This window comes from Gemmata palustris, from assembly GCF_017939745.1.
In the GTDB taxonomy this organism is placed as follows: domain Bacteria; phylum Planctomycetota; class Planctomycetia; order Gemmatales; family Gemmataceae; genus Gemmata; species Gemmata palustris.
In genome coordinates this window covers 1,089,998-1,114,268 of sequence record NZ_JAGKQQ010000001.1, presented here as the reverse complement: position 1 = coordinate 1,114,268, position 24,271 = coordinate 1,089,998, and the positions used below count along the sequence as shown (strand labels likewise).

Below are 24,271 nucleotides of genomic sequence, written 5' to 3'. Positions count from 1 at the left end.
ACTTTCCTCACCCTAATCAACGCTGCGGTTACCGTCTACGCCGGCTGCAGCGTGAAGACCGCGAGTTCGGGCCGGACCCCGAACCGGAACCGCCAACCGAAACCCACGCCGGTGTTCACGTAGAGGTGCCCGTCGCGAACCGGGTACAGCCCGGCGGCCCAGCGCCGGGCGTTTTTATTCAAAAGGAGGCGCCCGACCCCGGGCCAGTTGATTTGTCCGCCGTGCGTGTGACCACTGAGGATGACGTCCGCGCGGTGGCCGTCGAGGTGTTCGACCGTGTGCGGGTTGTGCGCCAGAAGAACCCGGGGAGTTTTCTCGCACGCGCTGCCGAGGGCGGCCTTCAAATCGGCTTCACCGCTCCAGAGATCATCGACGCCCGCGACGAGCAAGCCGGCCCCACCGCGTTCGACGCGCACGGACCGGTTCCGCAGCACGTTAACACCCTCGGCTCCGAGCGCGTCCGTAATTACCCGGTCCAAACCCGGGTGGCGCCGCGCGCCGCGCGCCGTGTGAACCGAAAAATCGTGGTTCCCGAGCACCGCGAACACGCCGAGTGGGGCCTTCAGGTGTCGGAACAGCTTCGCAGCGCTCGCGGCGTGGTGCGGGCCGCGGTCGATAAAGTCACCCGTCAGTGCGATGAGGTCGGCGCGCTCCTCTGCAGCGCGTTCAATGGCGCTTTCGAGGTATCCCGCAGGAATGTGTGCGCCACAGTGGAAATCACTCAGTTGAGCGATTCGCGTGCCCGCGAGTGCGGTCGGTAGCCCGCGAACCGGCAAAGTAACACGATTCACCGCGAGCCAGGTCGGTTCGACGTGATACGCGTACCCCAGGCGCGCCCAGTTCTGGCCCACAAAACGCGCTAACCGGCCACCGATAGAACCGTGTGGCCCCGGCGGCAGATTTGCACCATAAACACGGCGCGGGGACTGGTGAACGAGGGAAGGAATCATGAAGAACGCGCCCTCGGAAAAAACTCGACCCAGATGATTCTAGGCCAAACTTTGAGGGCGCGTGCGACTTGAAGATTCAAAGTCTTCAAAAACAACCACGGGGCGAGCCAAAGCCCGCCCCGTGACTGAGAGTGGTCAGCACCCGGCACGACTACTTCTTCGGCCCCTTCTTCGGCGGCTGGGGCTTCTCGTCGTCCTCGTCCCCTTCTTCCTCATCGTCTTCATCGTCCTCGTCGTCTTCATCCTCGTCATCGAGGTCGTCGTCGAACTCGTCGTCGTCGAACTCGTCGTCGAGGTCGTCGTCGTCGAGGTCGTCGTCGAGGTCATCGTCGAGGTCATCGTCGAGGTCGTCGTCGAGGTCGTCGTCGTCGTCGTCGTCGTCATCATCGTCATCGTCGTCATCGAACTCGTCGTCTTCGTCGTCGGCCGAGAGCACCGGCGCGAGGAGCCGGTCGAGCCACGACAGCGGCTCCTCCGGTGCGGCGAACTCCAAAGGAAACAGGGCGCAGGCAGCCATGCGGTCGATCCTCGTGTACGGGTGACGGCCGGTGGACCGGATAGCCCACTGCTATCGGCGTCCGCCGACCCGAAATCCAATTTTCAAACCCGTTCGCGGGTGGGCACCGGTTCCCGCGGCGGTGTTAGTGCTTCGGTCGGTAGAGCGGTCAGAACTCACACAGGTTCACAGGGCGCATGAATCAAGTATTGAACCGCGAGGGCGCGTCCTCAAGTGCGGTCAAAGGTAGGCGCTTCTTAGGGACAGATTCCGAGGGTGTCAAGCGCTCATTCCGAAGTTTCTAAAGTTCAGTAAAGGCCTAGAAAATCTGGCTTTGTGTCACGGTTCGCGGCATTTCTTATAATCTTTTTTGTCCGCTCCAAGAGGGAACCCGGAGATCCGATGCCGACACCCGACGGGGACGCTCCCGCGACCCAACCCGATTGGCTCCTGATCAAAAACGGGCGGATGCCGGACTGGGGGCCGCTGTACACCGAGACCCCGCCCGACCCCTTCAGCCCCGACGCACCGTTCGTTGCCGAACCGTGGAACACGGTCACCGCGACCTTCTTCGTATTCATCGCGCTCGCGTTTGTCTGGCGCGTCCGCGGGCGGTACCAAGATTTCCCGTTTCTGACGGCGTGCATGCCGATCCTGCTCGCCGGCGCGATCGGCGGGGTACTGTTCCACGGCACCCGCACTCGGGTCGCGTACTTTCTGCTCGATGTGGTGCCGATCTCGCTCCTGGGTTTGGCCGGTTCGCTGTTCATGGCTTACAGGCTGTGGGGCCGCAGATCGTGGACCTACTTTTTGCCCGGCGTCGGCCTGTTCTACATCGTGGTGAACCGGGTACTGTTCCGTGCGATCGCTCCCGTAAACGAGCAGTGGAGCGTGAACCTGTCCTACGCCGCGCTCGCGCTCGTCGTCCTGTTGCCGATCGCGCTCGTCTTGTGGCGCACCCGGTTCCGGCACGGCGGGTGGGTGGTTGCCGGGGTCATCAGCTTCGCGATGGCGTGGTGCTTCCGGCTCGTGGACCGCGAGATCGGCTCGACGCTCCCGATGGGGAGCCACTGGCTCTGGCACACGTTCGGGGCGATCAGCACCGCGCTGGTGATCCAGTTCTTCTACAAGGTCGAGGGGGAAAAAGCGGCCGCGTGAAAGGAGAAGAAATGCGCCGCGGATGAACACAGAAAACACGGATCAGACACAAAGCAGAAGGCAGATTGGCCACAAAAAAGCACAAAGGGCACAAAAGAAAACCACGAGCAGAACTGGTTCAAATTCGTTCTCTCTCTTCATGTCTTCTTTTGTGCCCTTTGTGCTTTTTTGCGGCCAATAGGATTTGGTTTTAATCCATGTTATCGGTGCTCATCCGCGGCACATTTCTTCTCCTTTCACGCGGCCCGCGCGGTGCCACTCAACGTCGCAATCTGCGCTCCGCTCCGATACAACAACTCCCCACAACACAACAAAGGTTCCGGCCCCATGCTCACACTCGGCAAGTATTCGATCGGGGTCGGTGACCGGTTCGCGCACCAGGCCAAGGCGCAGCTCCAGGCGTGCGTCCTCGCGGCGAAGAGCGGTGTCGAAGTCATCCCGGTGTGGAACAAGTCGAACCGCGAGCACACCATCATCGGGTCCGAACCCGCGAGCGTGCGGGGCGCCGCCGACGCCGCGGTGCGCGAACTGAAGTGGGCCAAGCCCTACCACGTTGACGCCGACCACATCAGACTCGATACGGTCGAGCGCTTCCTCCCGTCGTGCGACTTCTACACGATCGACGTGGCCGACTCCATCGGCCAGCCGACGAACGCGAACGCGGTCAAGATCTTTACGACCCGGCACCCGGAGTTGCTCGGTACGCTCTCGATCCCGGGCACGGCCGAACCGTTCACGACGACCCCCGCGGACATCGAGCGCGTCGTCGGGAAGTACCTCAAGGCCGTCAAGGACGCTAGCGCGATCTACCACAAGATCGCGTGGGCCAAGGGCTCCGACAACTTCATCACCGAAGTGTCGATGGACGAGACCGAGACGCCGCAGTCGCCCCAGGAGCTGCTCCTCATTCTCGCCGCACTCGCCGACGAGGGCGTGCCCGTCCAAACCATCGCGCCGAAGTTCACCGGGCGGTTCAACAAGGGCGTGGACTACGTGGGCGACGTGGCGCAGTTCGAGCGCGAGTTCCGCGACGACCTCGCGGTGATCGCCTACGCGGTGAAGAAGTTCCGGCTCCCGGCCAACCTGAAACTGAGCGTACACTCGGGCAGCGACAAGTTCTCGCTGTACGGCCCGATCCAGCGCGCGCTCCGCGACACCGGGGCCGGCCTTCACCTGAAGACGGCCGGTACGACCTGGCTGGAAGAAGTGATCGGCCTCGCGGAATCCGGCGGCCCGGGCCTGGACCTGGCGAAAGTCATTTACGCAAAAGCGCTCACGAAGAAGAGCGAGCTCTGTGCCCCCTACGCAACCGTGATCGACATCGAGGCCTCGAAGCTCCCGACCTCGGACGAAGTGTACGAGTGGAACTCGGAACAGTTCGTGAGCGCCCTCCGGCACGATCCCGCGAACTCACAGTTCAACCCGTCGCTCCGACAACTCGTTCACGTCGGGTTCAAGATCGCGGCGCAGATGGGCGAGCAGTACCTTCAGATGCTGAAGACGTGCGAAGCGGCCGTGTCGCGCAACGTCACGAGTAACCTGTTCGATCGCCACCTGAAACCGCTGTTCATCGGGTAGGCGAACGGCCGGCGCGAGCCGCGCTGGTGGGAAATTTGTGCCGCGCGAACACCACGAAATGTCCACAACGATCTGACCTGAGAACGATCCGCGAACGGCCAGTGCGAGTTACCAGCCGGCTCACGCCGGCCGTTCGCCTTGAGGAAGCCATGACCGATCTCTTTAATCTCAAGGGCGAAGTGGCGGCGGTTCTCGGCGGCACGGGCGTGCTCGGCGGAGCAATGGCCGACGCTCTGGCCGCGGCCGGCGCGACCGTCGCCGTCGTGGGGCGCAGCGAGGAGCGCGGGCTGGAGCGCGTCCGCGCCATCGAAAAAGCCGGCGGTAAGGCGATCTTCCAAAGCGCGGACGCGATGAGTCGCGAATCGCTCGTTGCCGCGCGCGACGCGATCATTGCGAAACTCGGCAACGTGACGGTCCTCATTAACGGCGCCGGCGGCAACAAGCCCGAAGCAACCGTTGCGCCCGGGGGCGACTTCTGCAAAATGGGGATCGAGGGCTGGAGCGCGGTCTTCGACCTGAACCTCGTCGGCGGAACGCTGCTCCCGTGCCAGATTTTCGGCGAGAAGATGGTCGCGGCCGGGCGCGGGAGCGTCGTCAATATCGCGTCGATGGCGAGCATCACCCCGCTCTCGCGCGTGGTCGCGTACTCCGCGTCGAAGGCCGCGGTACTGAACCTCACGCTCTGGCTCGCGCGCGAGTGGGCCACGAAGGGCGTGCGCGTGAACGCGATCAGCCCGGGGTTCTTCCCGGCCGAACAGAACCGGCGCATGCTGCTCAAAGACGACGGCACGTACACCGAGCGCGGTCAGGCCATCGTGAGCCACACGCCGATGGGCCGCTTCGGGAGCGCGGAAGAACTGGCCGGCGCCGTAATCTGGCTCGCCTCCCAGCGCGCGTCCGGGTTCGTGACCGGCCAGAACATCGTCGTGGACGGCGGGTTCTCGTCGGTCACGATCTAGTGAAATCGCAACCCGCTCCCGATCAGTCGAACCATTCGTCCGCGGCATTGAAGGCCGGGAGCGCGAAGACGATCGTCCTCAACCCGGCACCGCTCACAACACGGTGCCGCGTGCCCGGTTCGATCCAGATCACGGTTCCGGGTTCCAGTTCGTGCCAGATCCAGTTCAACTCGATCTTGCCCGTTCCCTCCAGAATGTAGTAAACCTCCGTGGTTTCCCGGTGATAGTGCCGGGCGGAATCGGTGATCGCGGTGACGTGGAGCGAACACGGGGCGCCGTCGGCCGCTGTGAGCGGGCGCGTGCTCACCCCGCACGGGCACGGGACACTCGGCGCCTCCGCCAGTTTCCGCACCACGAGCCCGGCCGTTGTGGTCTGCATACATCGGCTCCTCAGCGTGAACACAACGTCACCGGCCCGCACCCGGCTTCGAGAGGATCTCAACGTGCCGCGCCCCCTGCTCTGCTCACTCGTGCCGCTCGCGCTGTTCGCAGTCGGGTGCGGCTCCGAACCGCCGGCCGTTGCGGGCTCGTCACAAACTTCGACGACCGCGAGCGATAAGCCTTCGGACTTTCAACCCGCCGCGTGCGGAAAGGTCACGGGGTTCGTGACGTGGGCCGGGGCGGTTCCCGCGGTGCCGCCGGTAACAGACGTGCGCCCGCGTGCCGACGGCCCCGGTCTCGAAACGCGAACGCTCCCTCACCCCTACGCGCCCCACATCGATCAGTTCACACGCGCTCTCGGCGGGGCCGTCGTGTACCTGCGCGAAGTGAATCCGGCCCGCGCGAAGCCATGGGACTTGCCCCCCGTCGGCGTTGAGATCCGCGACGCGCGAATCGTAGTCAACCAGGGCGATCGGCTGTCCGCGCGCGTGGGGTTCGTGCGCCGCGGAGAGTCGGTGAAGGCGCAATCGCGCGAGCCGGTGTTCCACGTCCTGCGCGGGCGCGGGGCCGCCTTCTTCGCGCTACCGTTGCCCGACGCCGACGCACCGCTCGAGCGCCAATTCGACACCTTCGGCCGTATTGAACTGACGAGCGCCGCCGGGTTCCCCTGGCACGCGGCGGACCTGTTCGTCTGCGATCACCCGTACTACGCCGTTTCAGACGCGGACGGCAGGTTCCAGTTCACACAGGTTCCCGAAGGAACCTACGACCTCGTCGCGTGGCACCCGAACTGGGCGATCACCGCGAAGGAGCGGAACCCTGAAACCGGTCTCGTGAACCGCATGGTGTACGGGCCGCCGTTGGAAAGCTCGCGCCCGGTGGTGGTCGCACCCGGTCGCACCGCACTCGCGAACCTGACCCTTCCGAAGTGAGGGCGAACGCTCCTCGCTTGTCGGGACGACCGCAGTTACCTGGGAATCAGTTCGTCGATAATGGCCTGGCTAACAATTGCTAACACTTTGGCCCCGTACAAGTTCGTTCCGACGCGGCAACGCACCAACTACTGGCACTTCAATGACTTAACGACATTTTCGCTCTTCGCGGACCAGCACCACGGGCTGACAATGACTAACATTTCCGGCTTCTGGGCGGCCGTTCTGCTCGCTTCCGGCTAACGCAGTTACCATCTCTCGGCTGAATTTCACCGGCTCGATGGGGCCGAAACCAGCACCCGCCACTCCGAAGGATTCGACACCTAGTTCACCAATGCCAAATTTTACGCTAGTGGACACAAGAATACAAACAAGTTTTGCGTTCGCGACTGGACTGGAGACACAATCCACACCGGGCCGTAACTCGATAACATTTCGTCCGGCGCGCGCTGATCGCGGCATTCGGTGCGCACAGCCGGCGCGGGTCACCTGGAATAGCTAGGATAATTCTTGACAGAATTAACATGACAAAAATGATTAAAATCGAACGCGAGTCGTTTTATTAACTGTGTCGCCCCTGTTTCATTTCTCTCCCGATGTGGCACACTGCATTTGCATTCGGTACACTCCCCAAACGCCACCGGCCGGAACGAAGGTAGCGAACTCTGCGGCGCTACGCCGCGGGCGGTAACGAATTGTGCCTTCCAGAAGCTCGCGGGGTCTTACTGGTTAAGACCCCGATTCGCTCTAATCTCCGGCAGCGAGTCAGTACCCCGGCCGGGTGGCTCCTTCTCCCCAGGTGACGTACCGTGCCCGACGTGTGGTCCGAATTTCTGCCGCACCCGTGGAACCTGATCGCCACCGGCACGGTTGCGGCGGGGGCGCTGTTCGGGTTCATCGGCCTGTCGGCGTTCTTTGGTATCTGGGCGGAACGAAAAGTGTCCGCGCGGATGCAGGACCGTGCCGGCCCGACCCGCGTCGGCCCGTTCGGGCTGCTCCAATCGCTCGCGGACGGCGTCAAACTCATCGTGAAGGAAGATGTCGCGCCCGCGGGGTCCGACAAGCTCCTGTTTCGGCTCGCGCCGTACCTCGCGTTCTGTGCAAGTTTCTGCGGGTTCCTCGCGCTGCCGTTCGGGGCCGGGTTGGTCGCGCAGGATTTGAGCGTGGGCGTGTTCTTCACGCTCGCGGTTCTGTCGAGCGAGGTGTTCGGCATCGTGCTGGCCGGGTACGCTTCGGCGAGCAAGTGGTCGCTGTTCGGTGGGGTGCGCGAAGCAGCTCAAGTGGTGAGCTACGAAGTCCCCCGGGCAATGTGTGTGGTCGTGCCAGTGTGCGTCGCCGGGACGCTGAACCTGAACACGATCGGCGCGCAACAGGTGGGCGGGTTCTGGAACTGGAACCTGTTCCACGACCCGTTCACGTTCGTCGGGTTCTTCATCTTCTTCATCACGAGCACGGCGAGTTGCAAGCGCGCGCCGTTCGACCTGGCGGAAGCCGAGAGTGAGTTGGTCGCGGGGTTCCACACGGAGTACAGCGGCATCCGGTGGTCGTACTTCTTCCTCGCGGAATACGGCAGCATGTTCGCCGTCAGTGGATTGGCCGCCCTGCTCTTCCTCGGGGGGTGGCACACAGGATTCTTGCCGTTCGAGCCGTCCGCAGCGGAACACTTGGGCTTTTGGGCAGGTAACCTGCTGAACCTCGCGGTGTTCGTGGGTAAGTGCTGGGCGCTCGTCCTGGTGATGATTTGGGTCCGTTGGAGTTTCCCCCGACTCCGCATCGATCAGGTGATGATGACGTGCCTGAAGTATTTCCTGCCGATTAGCTGCGTCTTGCTCGTTGGCGTGTGCTTGTGGCAGTTGGTGGTGCCAGCACCCGTGGCACTCGCGGTGAAGTACGCGCTCGCGTTCGTGAGCGTGGGTGTTCCGCTCGGGGTGTTCGCGAGCCTGTTCCGCTCGGCGGGGACGGCCTCGGTCCCGGTGGGCCAACTCCCCGGCGCTTGGGGCGGGCAGCCCTCGACGCTCCCGGGGCGGCGATGAGCGCAGAAGCCAGACCGACCCTCCGCCCCTACCTCGTCCTGCTCTTGCTCTGGGCGCTCTATTTTCACCCGCTGATCCTGCACCCCGCGCAGACACTGCGCGCGCTGGATTTCGACCAACTCACCGAACATCCACCGGCGAAGGCGCTCTTCCACCGCATTCCCGAAAGTGCCATCGGTGCTGTACCCAGTTGGGTCGTTGCGCTCCACGTTCTTGCGGCCGGCGCGTTCGCCTACTGCTACGCGCGATCGCACGATTTGAACGAAGTCGGAAGTGTCGTTGCGGCCACGGGGTTCATGCTGTCGTCGAAGTGGATGACGCACCTCCTGCTCGCGGGCCACGCCGTCGCCGCAGGCCTCGCGTGGCTGCCACTTGTGCTGCTGTTCGCGGAGCGCGGAATCACGCGGCAAAGTTCGTGGCCGGTGCTGTATACAGGAGTCACGCTCGCGCTGCTTACGCTCGGCACGCACCCGCAGTGGGCCTTCTACGCGGTCGTGTTCGCGGTCGCGTGGACGCTTCCGCGGGAGCGCGCCCGCGTCCCTCGGTGGCTCTTGTGCTGGGCCGGTGCGGTCGGCATTGCGGCGGCGCTATCGACGGTACAATTGGAAGCCGGGCAGTGGTCGGTGCGCAGCGGAAATCTCGAAGCAAATGGCGCACTGAACATCGGGCTGCCGACCGCACTGGCACTCCTGGGGCCGTCACTGTCGTACTCGCCGCCGTATTCGTGGGAGATGCAGGGCGTCTTCGGTGTGTATTGGCTCGCGGCGGCGGTTGCGGCACCCCTGATCGCGGGAAAGCGCGCACGCTGGCAGTTCGGGGTATTGTGCGGACTGGTCGTGTTCGCGCTCGGGGGCGCAGCGCTGATCGACTGGCTACCCGTTTTCAACCTGTTCCGCGTTCCGACGCGAATGCTCCTCGTCGCCGCGTTTCCGCTCGCGTTCCTCGCGGGAGCGACCACTCACGCGCTCACGCAATCCACTTGGTCCCTCGAAACGCGCTCGGCGCTGGCGCGCGGGTTCCGCCGCGTGGTGATCTTCGTCGGCGTACCGGCGATCGTCGGCATGTGGTTCGCGGCCGGGCAAGTGTGGTGGGCGTTCATTGCTTACTGGACCACAGCGGTACTCGTGCTCCCACTGTTCATCCGCGTTCTTCAGAACCAAACCGTGCGCGTGCGAACACGAACGGGGCTGTGGCTCGCGGTTCTGCTCGCCGATCTCGTCGCGCCGATTGCCGTGCTTCCCGCGGTGAAGCCCCGAGCAGAATTGAATCCCGCACCGGTTCTGTCCGAACCTCTCAAACCATAGCCGGTGTCATAGTTTACACCCGCACCCGATCCGTGAAACGCGCACGAAGCGCCCGCGCGCACGCGGCGGTGATGTTGTTGTCGCGAACGCTCAGGTGGCGCACGTCTTCGAGGTGAGGGGAACCGGCCAGCGCGCGTGCCCCCACGTCGCCGACGCGGTTGTTCCACAAGTCGAGGTACGCGAGGTTACAGACGTGCGGCGACCGCGCCAGCGCACGCGCCCCGACGTTCGACACGGAACAGGCGCGCAGGACCAGTTCCGTGAACCGCTCCAGGTGCTCGCACGCGGCAAGCGCCTGTACGCCCGCGTTCCCGATCCCGTTCATGGACAGGTTCAGCGTCGGCCCGTTCAGTCGGCCCAAAATCGGCGACTGCGCAAGTGCCGCCACCCCACGGTTCCCGATTCCGGTATTCTGAAGTTCGAGCACGTTCAGCGTGTTCGCCAGCGGGGACTCGGCCAGCGCGACGAGCCCGGCGCACCCGAACCGGTTGCGGTACGCGGACAGCGAAACCAGTCGTTTCAGGTGCGGTGACTCGACGAGGAACCGCATCCCGTCGGCCGTGAGTTCGGTCGCGGACACGTCAAGCGCCGAGAGATTGACCAGCGGCGCGGACGCGAGAAACGCGGCGTCCGTGTCACTCAGAGTGGCTTTCACCGTGAGTCGGCGCACGCCGGTCGCGCGCGCACCGGCCATCATGCGCGGGAAGCCGACCTCGACGGCCGGGCCGTATAGTGTGAGTTCGCGGACGAGGGCGAAGTTCGCGGACCTCAGGAGCCGCTTGCAGCGCCGTTCCGTCATCTCCTCCTGTTCGGGGCGCACGTTCCGCAGCGTCGGGAACGCGGTCGCGCCGACCGCGTACCGCACGCCCAGGTACGGCCGGAGCCCGGCGCCCGCGGAGAGCCGCTCCAGAGCGGCCACGCCACCGAGTGTGATGCTCGCCCCCTCCACCCACGCGGCCAGCGGCGAAGAGAACCACGCATCGAGTTCCAGGTCGCGCTGTTCGCCAGCGGCCAGTTCGATGCTCAACAGCCCGCGCGTGAATCGCCACCGATTGCGCGGTGAAAACGGCTCGAACGAGTACACGGGCGGGGTCGTGGTGGTCAGGTGCATGGCGAACCCGAACGGGCGGTGGCCCAGCTCGAAGAACCGGCGTGCGAGGGTGCCGAGCCACCGCTCCGAGTGGACCGCGATGAGCCGCTGTTCGATCGATTGGAGCTGGGCCACGCGCCCAACGTCCGAAGTCGGGCGCGCGAGTTCCACTTGCACGCGAATCAGCGCCGCCCGTGCCCGCGCGTCGTCCGCGGAGGGCAGCCCGGAAACGTCCGCGTTCTCCTCGAGCCAGTCCGCGAGCACCAGGCGCGGCGTGTCATCGGCCGGCGCCGACCGGCAACTCGCGAGCAGCGCGAGCAGGTCCGGGTTCAGCGGCGACGGCGGGGCGAAACGCGGCGTCACGGTCGGCTACCTCTTAAAGATGCGAACGCGCGTTCGTGCGGGAATATTCTTGCGGGCGGACACGCGGCGACTTATCCCTATTCTTTTCCCAACGTGCCGGCCCTCTCCACACGACCCGTCCGATGTCGCTACCGCTCATTTTGTTCGTTCTGGTCGCCACCGCAACGTGCGTTTCTGCGGTCGGGGTGGTCGCGTCCCGTAACGTGGTGCGGATGGCGGTCTGGCTCCTCTTCACGCTCACCGGCGTCGCGCTCGTCTACTTCTTGCTCGGGGCCGAGTTCGCGGGCGCGGCGCAGCTCATTGTGTACGTCGGCGGGACGCTCGTTCTGGTCGTGTTCGGCGTCATGCTCACGGCCCACGGCCCGCTGCGCGAGTTGCGCACGAAGCGAGTGGAGTGGATCGTCGGGTGCGCGCTCGGCGCGGCCCTGTTCGCGCTGCTCGCGGTGGTGTCGCTCGAAATCGGCTCGCCCCCACCCGAGGACGATGCGCTCCCGGGGCCGGGGCCGCTCGGTCTGAGCTTCCTGGGTGTGACCGAGACCAGCCCGAAGGGGCCAGTTAGCGGGGTTCCGGCCGGCACCCCGCCGGCGCGCACGCCCGTCGCGTACCTGCTGCCGTTCGAGATCGTGTCGGTCCACCTGCTCGTGGTTCTGGTCGGGGCCGCGTACCTTGCTCGCGCGAAGCGCAAGCGCGTGAAACCATGAACGAAATCGGGCTGACACCGTTCCTGCTCCTCGGTGCGTTCCTGTTCGCGTGTGGCGCGGTGTGCGTCGCGTCCAAGCGGAACGCGATCGGCATCCTCATGGGCGTCGAACTGATCCTGAACGCGGCCAACGTGAACCTAGTCGCGTTCGCGCGGTTCAACACCGGGTTCCGGCTCGAAGGGCAAGTGTTCGCACTCATGGTCGTGGTGCTGGCCGCCGCGGAAGCGGCCGTCGCGCTGGCCATCATCCTGAACTTTTACAACAACCACGCCACCGTGGACGTGGACGAAGCGAAGGACCTCAAAGGGTAGTTCCGAAATCCGGTTCCCTGCCGAAAAACAAGCGATTTCGGCGCGGTGTTTTAGCTTGCAACCGGAACTCGGAACCTGGAACTCGGAACTGACCTGATGCTCGACTGGTTCCAAGCCGTTCCCGGGCGCTTGTACGTTGTCAGCACGCTGCTACCGCTCGCGGCGTTCGCACTGTTGCTCGTCGCGGGCGGGGCGCGCGCACTGTGCCGGCCGTTCCGCGAACACGGCGGGTTCGCGAGCAAACTGTATTGGGCGCTTGGTGGCGACACCCCGCTGAAAACCGGTGCGTACTTCGCGACCGCGTTCATGGCCTGTTCCGCGGCCCTCGGTATCACCGGTCTGGCGAACTTCCTGGCCGACCCGTCCGTCGGTGAACAGCGGTCCGCACGGTGGAGCGAGCGCGTCGACTGGATTCGCCTGGGGCCGCTCGATTCGGCTTCCCCGCCCGTTTGGGAAAAGCAGCACGACGCGGACCGGACGCTGCCCACCCCGAAGCCCGCACTGGCGCTGGAACTCGGGTACAAAATCGACGCGCTCACGGCCGTTGTGTTCGCAATGGTCACCGTAATCGGGACACTGATCTTCGTCTTCTCGCTCGGGTACATGAGGGACGAGACGCAGAAAACGGTGGACGACCATTCCGTGGCTCTCGCTCCCCACGCCGAGCACTTTCACCGGCGCGGGCGGTTCGGGCGGTTCTTCCTGTACCTGTCGCTGTTCTGCTTCTCGATGCTGAACCTGGTGATCGCGGACAACCTGTTTCAGGTGTTCGTGAGCTGGGAACTCGTCGGCGTGTGCTCGTTCTTCCTCATCGGCTTCTACTACGAGCGCCCGAGCGCGGCGCGCGCGGCGAACAAGGCGTTCATCGTGAACCGCATCGGGGACGCGGGGTTCCTGGTCGGAATATTGATCGCATGGACGTACCTCGGCACACTGAACTTCGACGAAATGAACCGCCGCGTGCGGTCCCCGGAGCGCGACAGCCACACGCGCCTGAGTAGTGCCAATCAGTTCGTCCGCGTGAACCCCTCGGACGAGCGCGACCGCTACGGCGTCCCGCAGTACACACTGCCCAAGCAGGGGGACGGCTCGCACCTCGCGCTGTTCCCGATCGTGAAACCGGGGCACTTTGACGGCATCCAGGCCGGCGGGCACAAGGAGGGCAAAGCGCCCGTACCGCCGGTCGCCACGTACACGACCTACGGCGTGATCCCGTACTGGCTGTTCGTGGTGATGGGGGTCGGCATTTTCATGGGGTGCGCGGGCAAGAGCGCACAAATTCCACTACAAACGTGGCTCCCGGACGCAATGGAAGGCCCGACGCCCGTGAGCGCGCTCATCCACGCGGCTACGATGGTCGCGGCCGGGGTGTACCTCGTCGGCCGGTGCCACCCGCTGTTCGCGCCCGAGGTGCTACTCACCATCGCGTACATCGGCGCGATCACACTCTTTATTAGCGCAACAATCGCCCTGGTGCAAACGGACATCAAGCGCGTACTCGCGTACTCCACGTGCAGTCAACTCGGTTTCATGATGCTCGCGCTCGGCGTCGGCGGGTGGGTCGCGGGTCTGCTGCACCTCACCACGCACGCCTTCTTCAAAGCGCTGCTGTTCCTGTGCTCCGGCAGCGTCATACACGGGTGCCATCACGAACAAGATTTGAGGAAGATGGGCGGCCTGAAATCGAAGATGCCGGTCACCGCGTTCACGATGCTGATCGGCGTGCTGGCGATCTCCGGGGCGCCACTTCTGAGCGGGTGGTACAGCAAGGATATGATCCTCGCCGCCGCACTGGGGTACGTCAGCGTACACCGGGAACACGCGCTCCTGTTTGTGCTCCCGGCGCTGACCGCGGGGATGACCGCGTACTACATGTTCCGGCTCTGGTTCCTCGCGTTCACCGGCGCGCCACGCGACCGGCACGTTCACGAGCACGCACACGAATCGCCCGCGGTGATGACGGTTCCGCTGGTCGCCCTCGCGGTGTTTAGCGTGGGAATCGCGTGGGGCTGGCCGGTGTGGGAAGTCGAAGCGAGTTACCTCGGCCACGTGTTGCACAAAGTCGAGCCGATCAGCGTGAGCATCGGCTTCGCCGCGGAGAAGGTCCAGGAGCACCACGTCCACCTGTACGCCGGGGCGGTCGCACTGGGGCTGGCAACGATGGGGGCGTATCTCGCGTTCAGTGCCTTCTACCAGAAAGTCCCCTCAACCGAAGCGCTCTACGCACGCGGACCCGCGTGGTACCGGTTCCTCCTGCGGAAGTGGTACTTCGACGAGGCCTACGACGAGGCGATTGTGAACCCGACGCTGCGACTCGCACACGCCGCCGCCGCCGCGGACAAGCGTCCCACGGAACAGGCGCACCGCGACGAACCGGAGCCGCAATCGAAACGGTTCGATTTCTTCACGCTCGACGGCATTTTGAACGCAATCGGCCAGTCCGCGGGGGCGCTGGGACGGGTGCTCCGCGGGGCGCAAACCGGGTTGATCCGGTCTTACGTCCTCGCGCTGGCCTTGACTGCTGCGCTGTTGTTGGGGATGCTCGCGGTTCTGGCGAAATGAAGAAAACGGCGAAAAGAATTTTTGACCGGAAGAATCGGATAAACGGGATCAAGAAAGAACGCGGTATTCGATCCTGTTAGTCCTGTCAAAAACTCTTCTCCGCCTCATCTATTAAGGCTAAGGAATGCCCGAGTCGGACCTCACCTGGCTATCCATTCTCGTGTTCTTACCGGCGGTGTGTGCGGCCGGGTTGCTCGCGTTCCCGTCGAAGTGGACGGAGGCGATGCGGTGGTGGGCCACGTTCGGCGCGGCCGGGACGCTGTCCATTGCGCTGTGCGTCGTCGTCGGGTATTACAACCTTCTCGACCGGCGCATTGACGCGAACGGCAAACCGGGGCACTCCGTTCACACGCGGCTCGACAACCGCGCGGACAAGGCCGCCAGCGGCGCGGCGCAACCGATCCCGAAGAAACTCGACCCGAACGATTGGGTCGCGCGCCGGGCCTGGATCTCGCTCTTTAACATCCAGTACGCGCTCGGCGTGGACGGCATCAGTTTGCCGCTCGTGGTGCTCACCGCCCTCGTGGTGCTGCTCGCGATCGTCGCGAGTTGGAAGATCCAGGAATCCGTGCGCGGGTACCTCGCGCTGATACTGCTTCTGGAAACGGGCGTGATCGGCGCGTTCCTCGCGCTCGATTTCTTCCTCTTCTACGTCTCGTATGAACTGATGCTGCTCCCGATGTACGTCCTCATCGGGTTATGGGGCGGCGGTAACCGCAAATATGCCGCACTCAAGTTCGTCATCTACACACTGCTCGGCGGCGTGTGTTTGCTGGTCGCGATGCTCGCGCTCTATTCCGTGAACGCACGCGACTTCGTGGACCAGGCCGAAGTGAAACAGCGCGCGTTCGATTTCCAGAAGAAGAATCCGCACCTCACTGCCGAAGATGCCGCGAACCAGGTCGAAGTTCACACCTTCGACTTCGTTACGCTGTCGAAGGTCGGCCGCGCCGCGTCACTCGTTCTCAGCGGCCAGGAAGACCGCCTCGCGGTGAAAACGGCCGTAGTAGAGGAGCCGAGTAAGGGAGACGATGCGAACAAGGTGAAGCTCTTCGCGCCGGGTGTGGACCGCGACGCGGCCCTCGCGCGTTTGAAGGCTCAACCGGTATGCACGAAGCAGTTCCAGTATTTCGTGTTCGCGCTGCTGTTCCTCGGCTTCGCGGTAAAAGTACCCATCGTTCCGCTGCACTCGTGGCTGCCGGACGCACACGTCGAGGCCCCGACGCCCGTCAGCATGATCCTCGCGGGCGTATTGCTGAAACTCGGGGGCTACGGACTGATCCGCGTGGCCTTCCCGGTGTGCCCGTGGGCGGCGTCCGAACTCGCGTGGTGGGTGGGGTTGGTCGGGGTCGTGGGCATCGTTTACGGCGCGCTCGTCGCGATGGGGCAAACCGACTTCAAAAAGTTGCTCGCGTACTCGTCCGTCAGTCACATGGGGTTCGTGGTGCTCGGGCTGGCGAGTTGGGGCAGCGCGTCGCGCTCGCAATACTGGCAGTGGGGCGTTGACGGCGCGATGTTCCAGATGGTCGCGCACGGGATCACCGCCTCGGCGCTGTTCTTCATTGTCGGCGTGGTGTACGACCGCGCCCACCACCGCGACCTCAACCGGTTCGGCGGGTTGAAGGAACCGATGCCGCTCTACGCGGGCCTGAGCGCGATTCTGTTCTTCGCCTCGATGGGGTTGCCGGGTTTGTGCGGGTTCGTCGGCGAGTTCTGCGTGTTCATCGGCGCGTGGAACTTCTCCCCGGCACTCGCGATCCCGGCCGTGGCGAGCGTGATTCTCACCGCGGCGTACCTGCTCTGGACGTGGCAGCGGGTCTACCTCGGCACGAACGCCGCTACGAAGAACTTCCCCGAGTTGTCACCGCGCGAGGCCGTGTGTTTACTCCCCTTCGCGCTGCTCGCGATCGGGCTGGGTGTCGTACCGGGCCTGCTGCTGTTCAACTGGATGGACCCGAGTGTGGCCGGTTGGATCGAGAACCTGGCCCCACTGAAGCCCTGAGTCGTTCAGATCCAGACAAGAGTTTTCACCGCAGAGGGCACGAGAGGGCGCAGAGAAAGACCGGGTTGAGCATGGATCTTCCGGTCTTTGCTTTTCTCCGCGCCCTCTCGTGCCCTCTGCGGTGAAAACTCTTGCACCCGACCGCGCGTGACACGCACTTTGCGGCGCGATACACTCCGGTGGCTCCTTTTTCTCCACGGGAGTCACACCATGCACAGTCGCCGACAGATCCTCAAAGGCGCGGTCGCTGCGTCCGCGCTCACCGCCTCAACGGTTCACACCATGACTCACGCCGAAGAATCGAAGCCCAAGCTCAAGGGCCGCACGAACCAGTCGGTCGCGTTCTGGTGCTTCAACGCGCGCGGCGAAAAGTGGAACACCGAGAAGGTGTGCGCGGTTACGAAGGATCTGGGCTGCAAATCGGTCGAACTGATCGCGCCGGAAGATTGGGGCGCCCTCAAGAAGCACGGCTTGGTGTGCGCGATCGCGCCCAACGGGATGCCCGGCGCGCCGTTCATGCGCGGGTTCAACAACGAGAAGTTCCACGACGAGATCATCGAGCGCACGGGCAAGACCATCGATGCGTGCGCAGATGCTAAGTACCCGAACGTGATCGCGTTCGTGGGGTACAAGTGGACGAACCCGGACGACCCGAAATCGGCCGCGATCTCCACCGACGATGCGTTCGCGAACTGTGTGACGGGGCTGAAAAAGCTCGCGCTCCACGCCGAGAAGAAGGGCGTGACGGTGTGCCTCGAGCACCTCAACACGCGCGACGACTCGGACCCGATGAAGGGCCACCCCGGGTACCAAGGCGACGACCTCGATTTCGTGGCGCGCGTGCTCAAAAAGGTCGGCAGCCCGCGCATCAAGCTGCTCTTCGACATTTATCACGTTCAAGTGATGCACGGCGATTTGCTCCGCCGCATCGACCAAACGAAAGACCTGATCGGCCACGTTCACACGGCCGGCGCACCGGGGCGCGGGGAACTCGACGACCTCCAGGAAGTGAACTACCCGGCCGTCATCAAGAAGCTGATCGATGTGGGTTACACCGGCTACATCGGACACGAGTTCATCCCGACGCGCGACCCGCTCGCGGGATTGAAACAGGCCGTGACTCTTTGCGACGTGTGAGCGGGCCACACAACACTTCCGGGAATAATTCCGCTCTGCCGGCGTCGATGAGGATAACTACCGGTGGCCGCCCGACGGAGCCACCTTCCCGTCTGCGGTACGAACCCGGCACCGGGTTCCGGCGAGCGTCCGTATGGAATGGCTCTGCGCGCTAATCTGCGGTCTGGTTTTTGTTGCCACTGTCGGCCACTTCGCTTGGGTGGCGGTCGCGGCCATCTTTAGGGCCGCCTTCGGCAACGAACACCCGCCCGCTGGTCGCACGCACCGACCCTACCGCTATTGCCCGGCGTGCGGGGCTGAAACCGAAGAGCGCGACCGCGACTGCCCGCAATGCGAGATCGAACTCGATGGAGTACTCGCGCGCAGTTTGCACCGCGTCACCACGGCCGAACGCGAGATCACCGGTCTCCTCGATCGGGCCGAACTCGATCCGGACACGGCCGAGCGCGTACTGAATCAGCTCAAGGCCCGCGCGCGAACGCTGCAAGGGCTGCAGGTCGAAAAGGCCAAGCCGCTCCCACGAGCAACACCCGTCACGCAGCCCACCGCGCCCGCCGACGCAGTGGAACTGATCTCTTCGCCGGAACAAGAAGCTGCTCCCGAGGTGGTTCCCGAACCACTCGCGCCGGCGCTCGCCGCGCGCGAAACGAACGAGCGCATCGCGCCGCAGCCCGTTCCCGGACCGGAGTCAACACCTGCGCCGCAATCCCCACCCGCACCCCCAACGCCGACGAAGCGCAGGGTCTCCGGGTTCCTCGAAGAACACAACATCCTTTGGGGCGAACTGGTCGGCGGGTTGCTCATCGTCGGGTGTTCCATCGCGCTCGTCGTCACACTGCGGCAAGCGATCGAAGCGATTCCGTACTTCCGGTTTGTACTGTCGGCCGCGGTCACGCTCGCCCTCTTCGGCGTGGGGCAGTACACGCTGCACCGGTGGAAGCTGACCGGGACGAGCCGCGGGATGCTCGTCATATCAATGCTGCTGACGCCACTCACGCTGCTCCTGCTCGCGCCGCCGTTCACCGAAGGGACACAAGGCGCCCCCGACGTCGCCGTGAAAATTGTCGCGCTCGCGGCGTTCGTGGGGGTGGTGCGCACCGGCGGGCGCGACCTGATCGGCACCGAGCACCTCCCCGGCCCCGTCGACCGGCGCTGGCTGCTTTCACTCGCAGTGGTCGGTGCGACCGGAACGCAGCTCCTGCCCGCGGAACTGGCGTCGGCGTGGTTACCGCTGGCGTGCTTCGTGTTGGCGTGCGGCGCGACGCTCGGCGGGCTGTCGTGGTACCACCCCGCTCAGCGCCGCGAACCGATCGCCGACAAGAGCGGGACCGCGCTCCTGATGTTCGTAGGGCTCGCGGCGTTCGCGCTGGTGGCCGTGTGGGGGCTGTTCGTCGTCCGTGATCCCGCGCAACTGGCTGCTCGACTTGCCGGGCTCGCGGTTCCACTGGCGCTCGCGGGCGTGCCCGTCGTGGAAGCCGGCGTGCTCGTGCTCCGGCGCGTCACGTCCGCCGGGTTGCGAACGATGGGCACCGCAGTCGCGCTGGCCGGGTTCGCGACCATCACGACGGGCCTCGCGCTGGCCTGGCCGGACCCGCTCGCGCTCTTGCTCGTGTCCACCGCAACGGGCCTGTTCCTCACGCGGGTCGCGTTCCGCGAGCGGCTCCCGTGGGTACATGTCGGCGCGGTCTCGCTCCTCGCCTTCGCGGTCGTGCTCGGTTTTCACGGCATCGTGGGAAACTGGACCGCACCGACTGCGTTGAACGAAACGCTCGGTTCCCCCGCGAGCGGCGCGGTTCTGACGGGATTCGCGCTCGTACTGGCCCTTCTCGCCGAGTTCCTGGCCCGGCGCACATCGACTCAAACGTTGAGCTACGCGATCGGTGCGCTCTGCGCCGGGGCACTCGGGCTGCTCGTTGTGAACTGGCACGGCACCCAGTTCCCCGCCACCGCTGCGTGCGCACACGTTGCGGGCGCGATCGGGCTCCTCGCGAGCAACTACCGGTGGAAAACACGCGCGCTCGCGCACGGCGGGTTGTGGCTCGTCCTCGCGGCGACGATGTGGGCGCTCTGGTGGCAGGCCCCGCGACAACCCGACTTATGGGGATTCGCAATCGCCCTGGAAGCGCTCGGTTTCACGTCCGTCGCGCTCGCGCTGCGCGGGGTACACCGAGGCGCAACCGCCCTGCTCCGCCGCGCCGGGCGCGACGTGTCGTTCGCCGCTTGCGTGCTCGCGGTCGCCATTGCTGCGACCTCGCTCACGCACCTGAGCCCGTGGCACACCGGCACGCTCTTCGCGCTCGCGGCCACGAGCTTCGCGCTCGCACGACTCACCGGCAACGCGGTGCTCACGTGGGGCGGATCGAGTGTCGCGTTGCTCGGGCTCTTGCACCTCGGCGTTTTCACTTGGGACGTGAAGCCGGAAACGCGCGCGGTCGAAATTGCGATCCTCTCACACGCGACGCTCGCCATGCTCGCAGCGATTCTCTGCCGCAGACAAGCCCGCGTCTTCGGTGATCCGCTCTACTGGGCCGCCCGGCTCTCAACAGTTCTCGGCGTGCCGCTGCTGTTCTTCCCGGCAGAAGGATGGGCACTCGCGTGCGCCGGATTCGCGGTGTGGCTCGGGGCGCTGTGGCTCGCGTTCGTGCTGGTGTGGCGCGAGAAGGGCGCGTTCTCGGGGTTCCAGGCGGCAATCACACTTGGGGCTTTGCTCGCTGCGTTCGGTTGGATCGAACAACAAGACTGGTGGCGAACAACGAAGCTCGTGCTCTACGATCCGCGCGCCCTACATACATTCGGCCTCGCGCTCGGCGCCCTCGCGCTGGTGTGGGCCGTCGCTCGGCGCACGCTACGGGCAAACGCGCGTGCCCGAGAACTCTGGTGCGACGACGCATCGTCGCTCGATCGACTCGTGCTCGGTACGGTCGTGGGCGCGTTCCTGATCCTCAATGTAGTCGCGGTGTTGCCGGATGTTCGTGCCGAACTGACGCCCATCGGGTGGCGCGCGTCCGTGATCCCGGCGTTCGTGCCGGTGCCGGAGTACGCTCACGCATTCGGACCAAGTGCGTGGGTACTGCTCGGATTACTTGTGAGCGCGGTGGCGCTCTCGTGGCGGCTGTCGAAACTGCCTTACGACACCGACGTTCACGCGATCGGCCTCGTGCTGCTCGCTCTCGCGGCCCCGGTCGTGTGGGCCGGGGGGTACGCGGTCGATGTCGCATCCGCGTCCGCACTGCGGTGGGGAACGGCGCTCGTGTTCGTCGCGGGTTCGGCACTCGTAGCGCTGCGCGTTCCGGCACGCCGAGGCGCGGAGGCACTCGGTTTCGTGGTACGGCCGGACCCGTGGACCAAGCTGTGGGTGCTCGGGTTGTTTGCGGCCGCGGCGGGTGTGGTGGTCGTCCTCTCCGCGAACGTTGCGGAACTGGGGCTGAATCGCTTGGTGCCCAGTGGCCCGCGCGCGGAATCCGTGTTCGCCCGGATGGGGGTGATGGCGTCGAACCTCGTGCCGCTTGCACTAGTCGTGACCGGCCTCGCAGCGACCGCCGGGCGCGAGCGCTCGTCCGGGTACGCGCTCTCCGGCGGGCTGGTGTTCGTGGCCACTCTCACCGCGGGGTACGCCCTGTCGGTCGTCACGGCCGGGAAACCGCTCGATGGCGCGGAGCAAATGCGGCTCCTACTCATCGTTGCGAGCAGCGCCGCAGTGTGGGCGCTCCTGTGGCTCGGGTGCGAGAAGCGCGTACCGGGCGGCGTTCCGCTCACACTCCAGGTGCTGATCGGAGGCAGCGCGCTCGCGTTCGCGTGTCTCGCGCCCGCTGCCTACTCTTTGGCGAAGCCTTACGATCAACTCCCGGCCGCATTTGCTCCACTTGAAATGTTCGGTTGGGGCGCGCTCGCGCTCGTCGCCGGTGCGAACTGTTGGCACGCCCGCCGGTTGGCGCCCAATCTGGAGTGGCTTGTCCTGGCGTCGGCGGGCGCGGTCGCGGGAGTTTTGGTCGCGGTCGGCGCGCGCGGTTGGGACGAACCCGGCCGGTGGGTTTCGTTCCACGCGATGGCGCTCGTGTGGGTCGCGGTGGGTTTTGGTTTTCTCGCGGTCCTGAATCGCGTGCGGTTCGGCCCCTGGATCGTCGGGAGCTTTGCATCAGTGCTGGTGCTGTGCGCGCTGCGCGCCGGGTGGCACGATCCGTGGCGGCCCTGGTTCCCGGCCGGGCTCGCGCTCGCGACGGCGCTGTTTTTCGGCGGAATCGCGCTGCGCACGCGGGCCGAAGGGTTCGCCATCATCTCCGGCTTGACGGTGAATCTCGCCGGCATCTTCGCGGGGATCGCATGGGGACCGGATTCGACCTCCGGGTTCGCACTTACGAACGCCGCGGGGATCGCGATCGCGGCAAGTTGCTGGACACTGGTTCGCATTCGGCAACAGAGGGCGCCGGTGGGCCGAACGTGGCTCGAGTCCCTCGACGTGGCGAGCATCCTGGCCCTGATCCTGCTGGCACTCGGTTTAGGCCCCACCTTCGACGACCCGCGCACCGACCCGCGCTTGCTGACGTGGGGCGCGCTGGTCGCCGTCGCGGTCGCGTGTGGAGTCGCGTTGTGGGACCGCGTTGCCGTGTTTTCGCGGCCCGGGCTATTCGGGGTCGGTGTACTCGCCGCGCTGCTCGTCATCGCGGAAGCCGATCCGCGAACCGTTTGGGACGTCCCCGCGACCTCCCTCGCACTCGCGGCTTATGCGTTAGGCGTCGCGTGCATCGCACTCGTGCATTCACGCCGCCCAACGCCACTCCTCGGAATGCCCGAGCGCGGCGATTTGTGGCCGTGGTTAATCGGGGGGTTAGCGATTCTCGCAGTGTTCGCGTGCGCGCTCGGGCTGCGTACCGAGTTGACCGCGCCCGACCTATGGGACCGACTCGCGAGCCCGGCCGGAGTCGCGCTCTTCGCGCTCGCATTCGCGGTAGTGGCCCGCGTGTACCCGGAGCCGGTCCGCGATTCTTTGCGCACGCTCAGCGCGACACTGGGAGTGCTTTCCCTCGCGACTCTGGCCTGGGCAGCCCCGGACCCGAACGACCCATTTGTCTGGTTGCACCGGAATGCGTGGCTGTTCGTCGCACTGGCCGCCGCTGCCATCGGTGGGAGTGAAGGCGCGCCGCGTTTTGGTGCCGACTGGCGCCGGTCCGTGCGCCGGGTCGCGGGTTGGACCTCGATCGCGGCCCTCGCGGTACTGTGCCTCAATCTGTTCCAGCAAGTCCCGGCGTTCAGCCCGGCCGACCGGCGCACGCCACTCACGCGCGTGGAATCGCTCTCGATGCTCGCGGGAATCGCGGGGCTGTTCGTGCTCGCGCTGCGGTTCGCACTCAAAGCCGATCGCGACCCGTTCCGACTGCGGCCCGCGCGCAAAACCGCTTACGTCTACCTCGCCGAAGTGCTGATCGTGCTGTTCTTCACGCAGGTCAAGTTCAACGTGCCGGAACTGTTCCGCGGCGACGTCGCGAAACTCTGGACGTTCGCGGTGATGGGCCTCGCGTATGCCGGCATCGGCCTCGCGGAACTGTTCGAGCGGAAGAAGATCGATGTGCTGGCCCTCCCGCTCCGGCGCACCGGGGTGCTGCTCCCGCTGATCCCGCTGATCGCGTTCTGGGCGAAGCCGCCAGTGTTCGTGAGCGAGTTCGCGCGCGACACGGCCCCCGGCCTGATTCCGCTCCTCGGCTACCTCGAGAAGTTGCCCCAGCACTTCGATGCGTATGCGTGGCTGTGGTTCCTCGCGGGCGGCGTGTACGGGCTGGTCGCGCTCTCGAAGAAGTCGTTCGGTTGGGCACTGCTCGCCGCACTCGCGACCAACGCGGCAATGTGGGCACTGCTCGTACACCACGAGGTACCGTTCTTCGTTCACCCGCAGGCGTGGGTGATCCCGCTCGCGCTCATTATTCTGGCGTCCGAGCACATCAACCGGAACCGGCTCTCCGCGGACGTTTCCAACGCGATGCGGTACGCGGGCGTTTCGATGATCTACGTCGCGTCGGCCGCGGACATGTTCATCGCGGGCGTCGGCGCGTCCACGTGGCTCCCGGTGGTGCTCGCCGTGTTCTGCGTGTGCGGCGTGCTGGCGGGGATTCTCCTGCGGGTGCGCGCGTTCATTTACCTCGGCGTCGGGTTCCTGCTACTGGACATCTTCTCGATGATCTGGCACGCGGCCGTGAACCTGGAGCAAACGTGGGTCTGGTACGCATCGGGGATCGTGCTGGGTGTGGTGGTGCTGGCGCTGTTCGCGTACCTGGAGAAGCGCCGTGGGCACCAACCGAAGGAACCGGCCGAGGGCGAGTAGG

16 protein-coding genes are annotated in these 24,271 nt (G+C 65.3%); 12 read left to right on the top strand and 4 right to left on the bottom strand.

Going from position 1 to position 24,271, the window contains the following annotated elements:
* Nucleotides 1-35: 35 nt before the first annotated feature.
* The gene (locus J8F10_RS04545; RefSeq protein ID WP_315854070.1) at nt 36-791 is read right to left on the bottom strand and encodes a metallophosphoesterase; all 756 of its coding nucleotides are present in this window, start codon (nt 789-791) and stop codon (nt 36-38) included.
* A 310-nt stretch (nt 792-1,101) separates the two neighbouring features.
* Complete coding sequence (locus J8F10_RS04540; RefSeq protein WP_210652673.1) at nt 1,102-1,467, bottom strand: hypothetical protein; 366 nt, start codon at nt 1,465-1,467, stop codon at nt 1,102-1,104.
* Between the two features lie 381 nt (nt 1,468-1,848).
* Between J8F10_RS04540 and J8F10_RS04535 the strand changes: the two genes are divergently transcribed.
* From J8F10_RS04535 to J8F10_RS04525, 3 genes are all read left to right on the top strand, one after another.
* The gene (locus tag J8F10_RS04535; protein WP_210652672.1) at nt 1,849-2,604 is read left to right on the top strand and encodes a ceramidase domain-containing protein; all 756 of its coding nucleotides are present in this window, start codon (nt 1,849-1,851) and stop codon (nt 2,602-2,604) included.
* A gap of 327 nt (nt 2,605-2,931) precedes the next feature.
* On the top strand, nt 2,932-4,182 hold the full coding sequence (locus J8F10_RS04530; RefSeq protein WP_210652671.1) for a tagaturonate epimerase family protein: 1,251 nt from the start codon (nt 2,932-2,934) through the stop codon (nt 4,180-4,182).
* 149 nt (nt 4,183-4,331) lie between these two features.
* Nucleotides 4,332-5,141, top strand: a complete 810-nt coding sequence (locus J8F10_RS04525) for an SDR family oxidoreductase (RefSeq protein ID WP_210652670.1) — start codon at nt 4,332-4,334, stop codon at nt 5,139-5,141.
* Nucleotides 5,142-5,163: 22 nt separating this feature from the next.
* Here J8F10_RS04525 and J8F10_RS04520 read toward each other — a convergent pair whose 3' ends face one another.
* The gene (locus tag J8F10_RS04520) at nt 5,164-5,520 is read right to left on the bottom strand and encodes a cupin domain-containing protein (RefSeq protein WP_210652669.1); all 357 of its coding nucleotides are present in this window, start codon (nt 5,518-5,520) and stop codon (nt 5,164-5,166) included.
* A 64-nt stretch (nt 5,521-5,584) separates the two neighbouring features.
* Between J8F10_RS04520 and J8F10_RS04515 the strand changes: the two genes are divergently transcribed.
* From J8F10_RS04515 to J8F10_RS04505, 3 genes are all read left to right on the top strand, one after another.
* Entirely contained in the window at nt 5,585-6,454 is an 870-nt protein-coding gene (locus J8F10_RS04515) for a hypothetical protein (protein WP_210652668.1), read from the top strand.
* 809 nt (nt 6,455-7,263) lie between these two features.
* Entirely contained in the window at nt 7,264-8,487 is a 1,224-nt protein-coding gene (gene nuoH / locus J8F10_RS04510) for an NADH-quinone oxidoreductase subunit NuoH (RefSeq protein WP_210652667.1), read from the top strand.
* Nucleotides 8,484-9,791 (top strand): hypothetical protein, encoded by a 1,308-nt coding sequence (locus tag J8F10_RS04505; RefSeq protein WP_210652666.1) that lies wholly within the window; start codon nt 8,484-8,486, stop codon nt 9,789-9,791. The genes nuoH and J8F10_RS04505 overlap by 4 nt, the downstream gene beginning before the upstream one ends.
* A gap of 13 nt (nt 9,792-9,804) precedes the next feature.
* Here J8F10_RS04505 and J8F10_RS04500 read toward each other — a convergent pair whose 3' ends face one another.
* Nucleotides 9,805-11,244 carry a TIGR02996 domain-containing protein gene (locus tag J8F10_RS04500; protein ID WP_210652665.1) on the bottom strand — a complete coding sequence of 480 codons (1,440 nt, stop codon included), beginning with the start codon at nt 11,242-11,244 and terminating at the stop codon, nt 9,805-9,807.
* A gap of 122 nt (nt 11,245-11,366) precedes the next feature.
* On the opposite strand from J8F10_RS04500, the gene J8F10_RS04495 reads away from it, so the two are divergent.
* From J8F10_RS04495 to J8F10_RS04470, 6 genes are all read left to right on the top strand, one after another.
* Entirely contained in the window at nt 11,367-11,945 is a 579-nt protein-coding gene (locus J8F10_RS04495) for an NADH-quinone oxidoreductase subunit J family protein (protein ID WP_210652664.1), read from the top strand.
* Entirely contained in the window at nt 11,942-12,256 is a 315-nt protein-coding gene (gene nuoK / locus J8F10_RS04490; protein ID WP_246522911.1) for an NADH-quinone oxidoreductase subunit NuoK, read from the top strand. Before J8F10_RS04495 ends, nuoK begins: the two co-directional genes overlap by 4 nt.
* Before the next feature lie 96 nt (nt 12,257-12,352).
* Nucleotides 12,353-14,818, top strand: coding sequence for an NADH-quinone oxidoreductase subunit L (locus J8F10_RS04485; RefSeq protein WP_210652663.1), 2,466 nt, complete (start codon nt 12,353-12,355; stop codon nt 14,816-14,818).
* 124 nt (nt 14,819-14,942) lie between these two features.
* Nucleotides 14,943-16,820 carry a complex I subunit 4 family protein gene (locus J8F10_RS04480; protein ID WP_210652662.1) on the top strand — a complete coding sequence of 626 codons (1,878 nt, stop codon included), beginning with the start codon at nt 14,943-14,945 and terminating at the stop codon, nt 16,818-16,820.
* Between the two features lie 210 nt (nt 16,821-17,030).
* Nucleotides 17,031-17,957: a hydroxypyruvate isomerase family protein gene (locus J8F10_RS04475; protein WP_246522908.1), complete on the top strand. Its 927-nt coding sequence runs from the start codon at nt 17,031-17,033 to the stop codon at nt 17,955-17,957.
* Between the two features lie 133 nt (nt 17,958-18,090).
* Complete coding sequence (locus tag J8F10_RS04470) at nt 18,091-24,270, top strand: hypothetical protein (RefSeq protein WP_210652661.1); 6,180 nt, start codon at nt 18,091-18,093, stop codon at nt 24,268-24,270.
* Nucleotide 24,271: the final 1 nt, after the last annotated feature.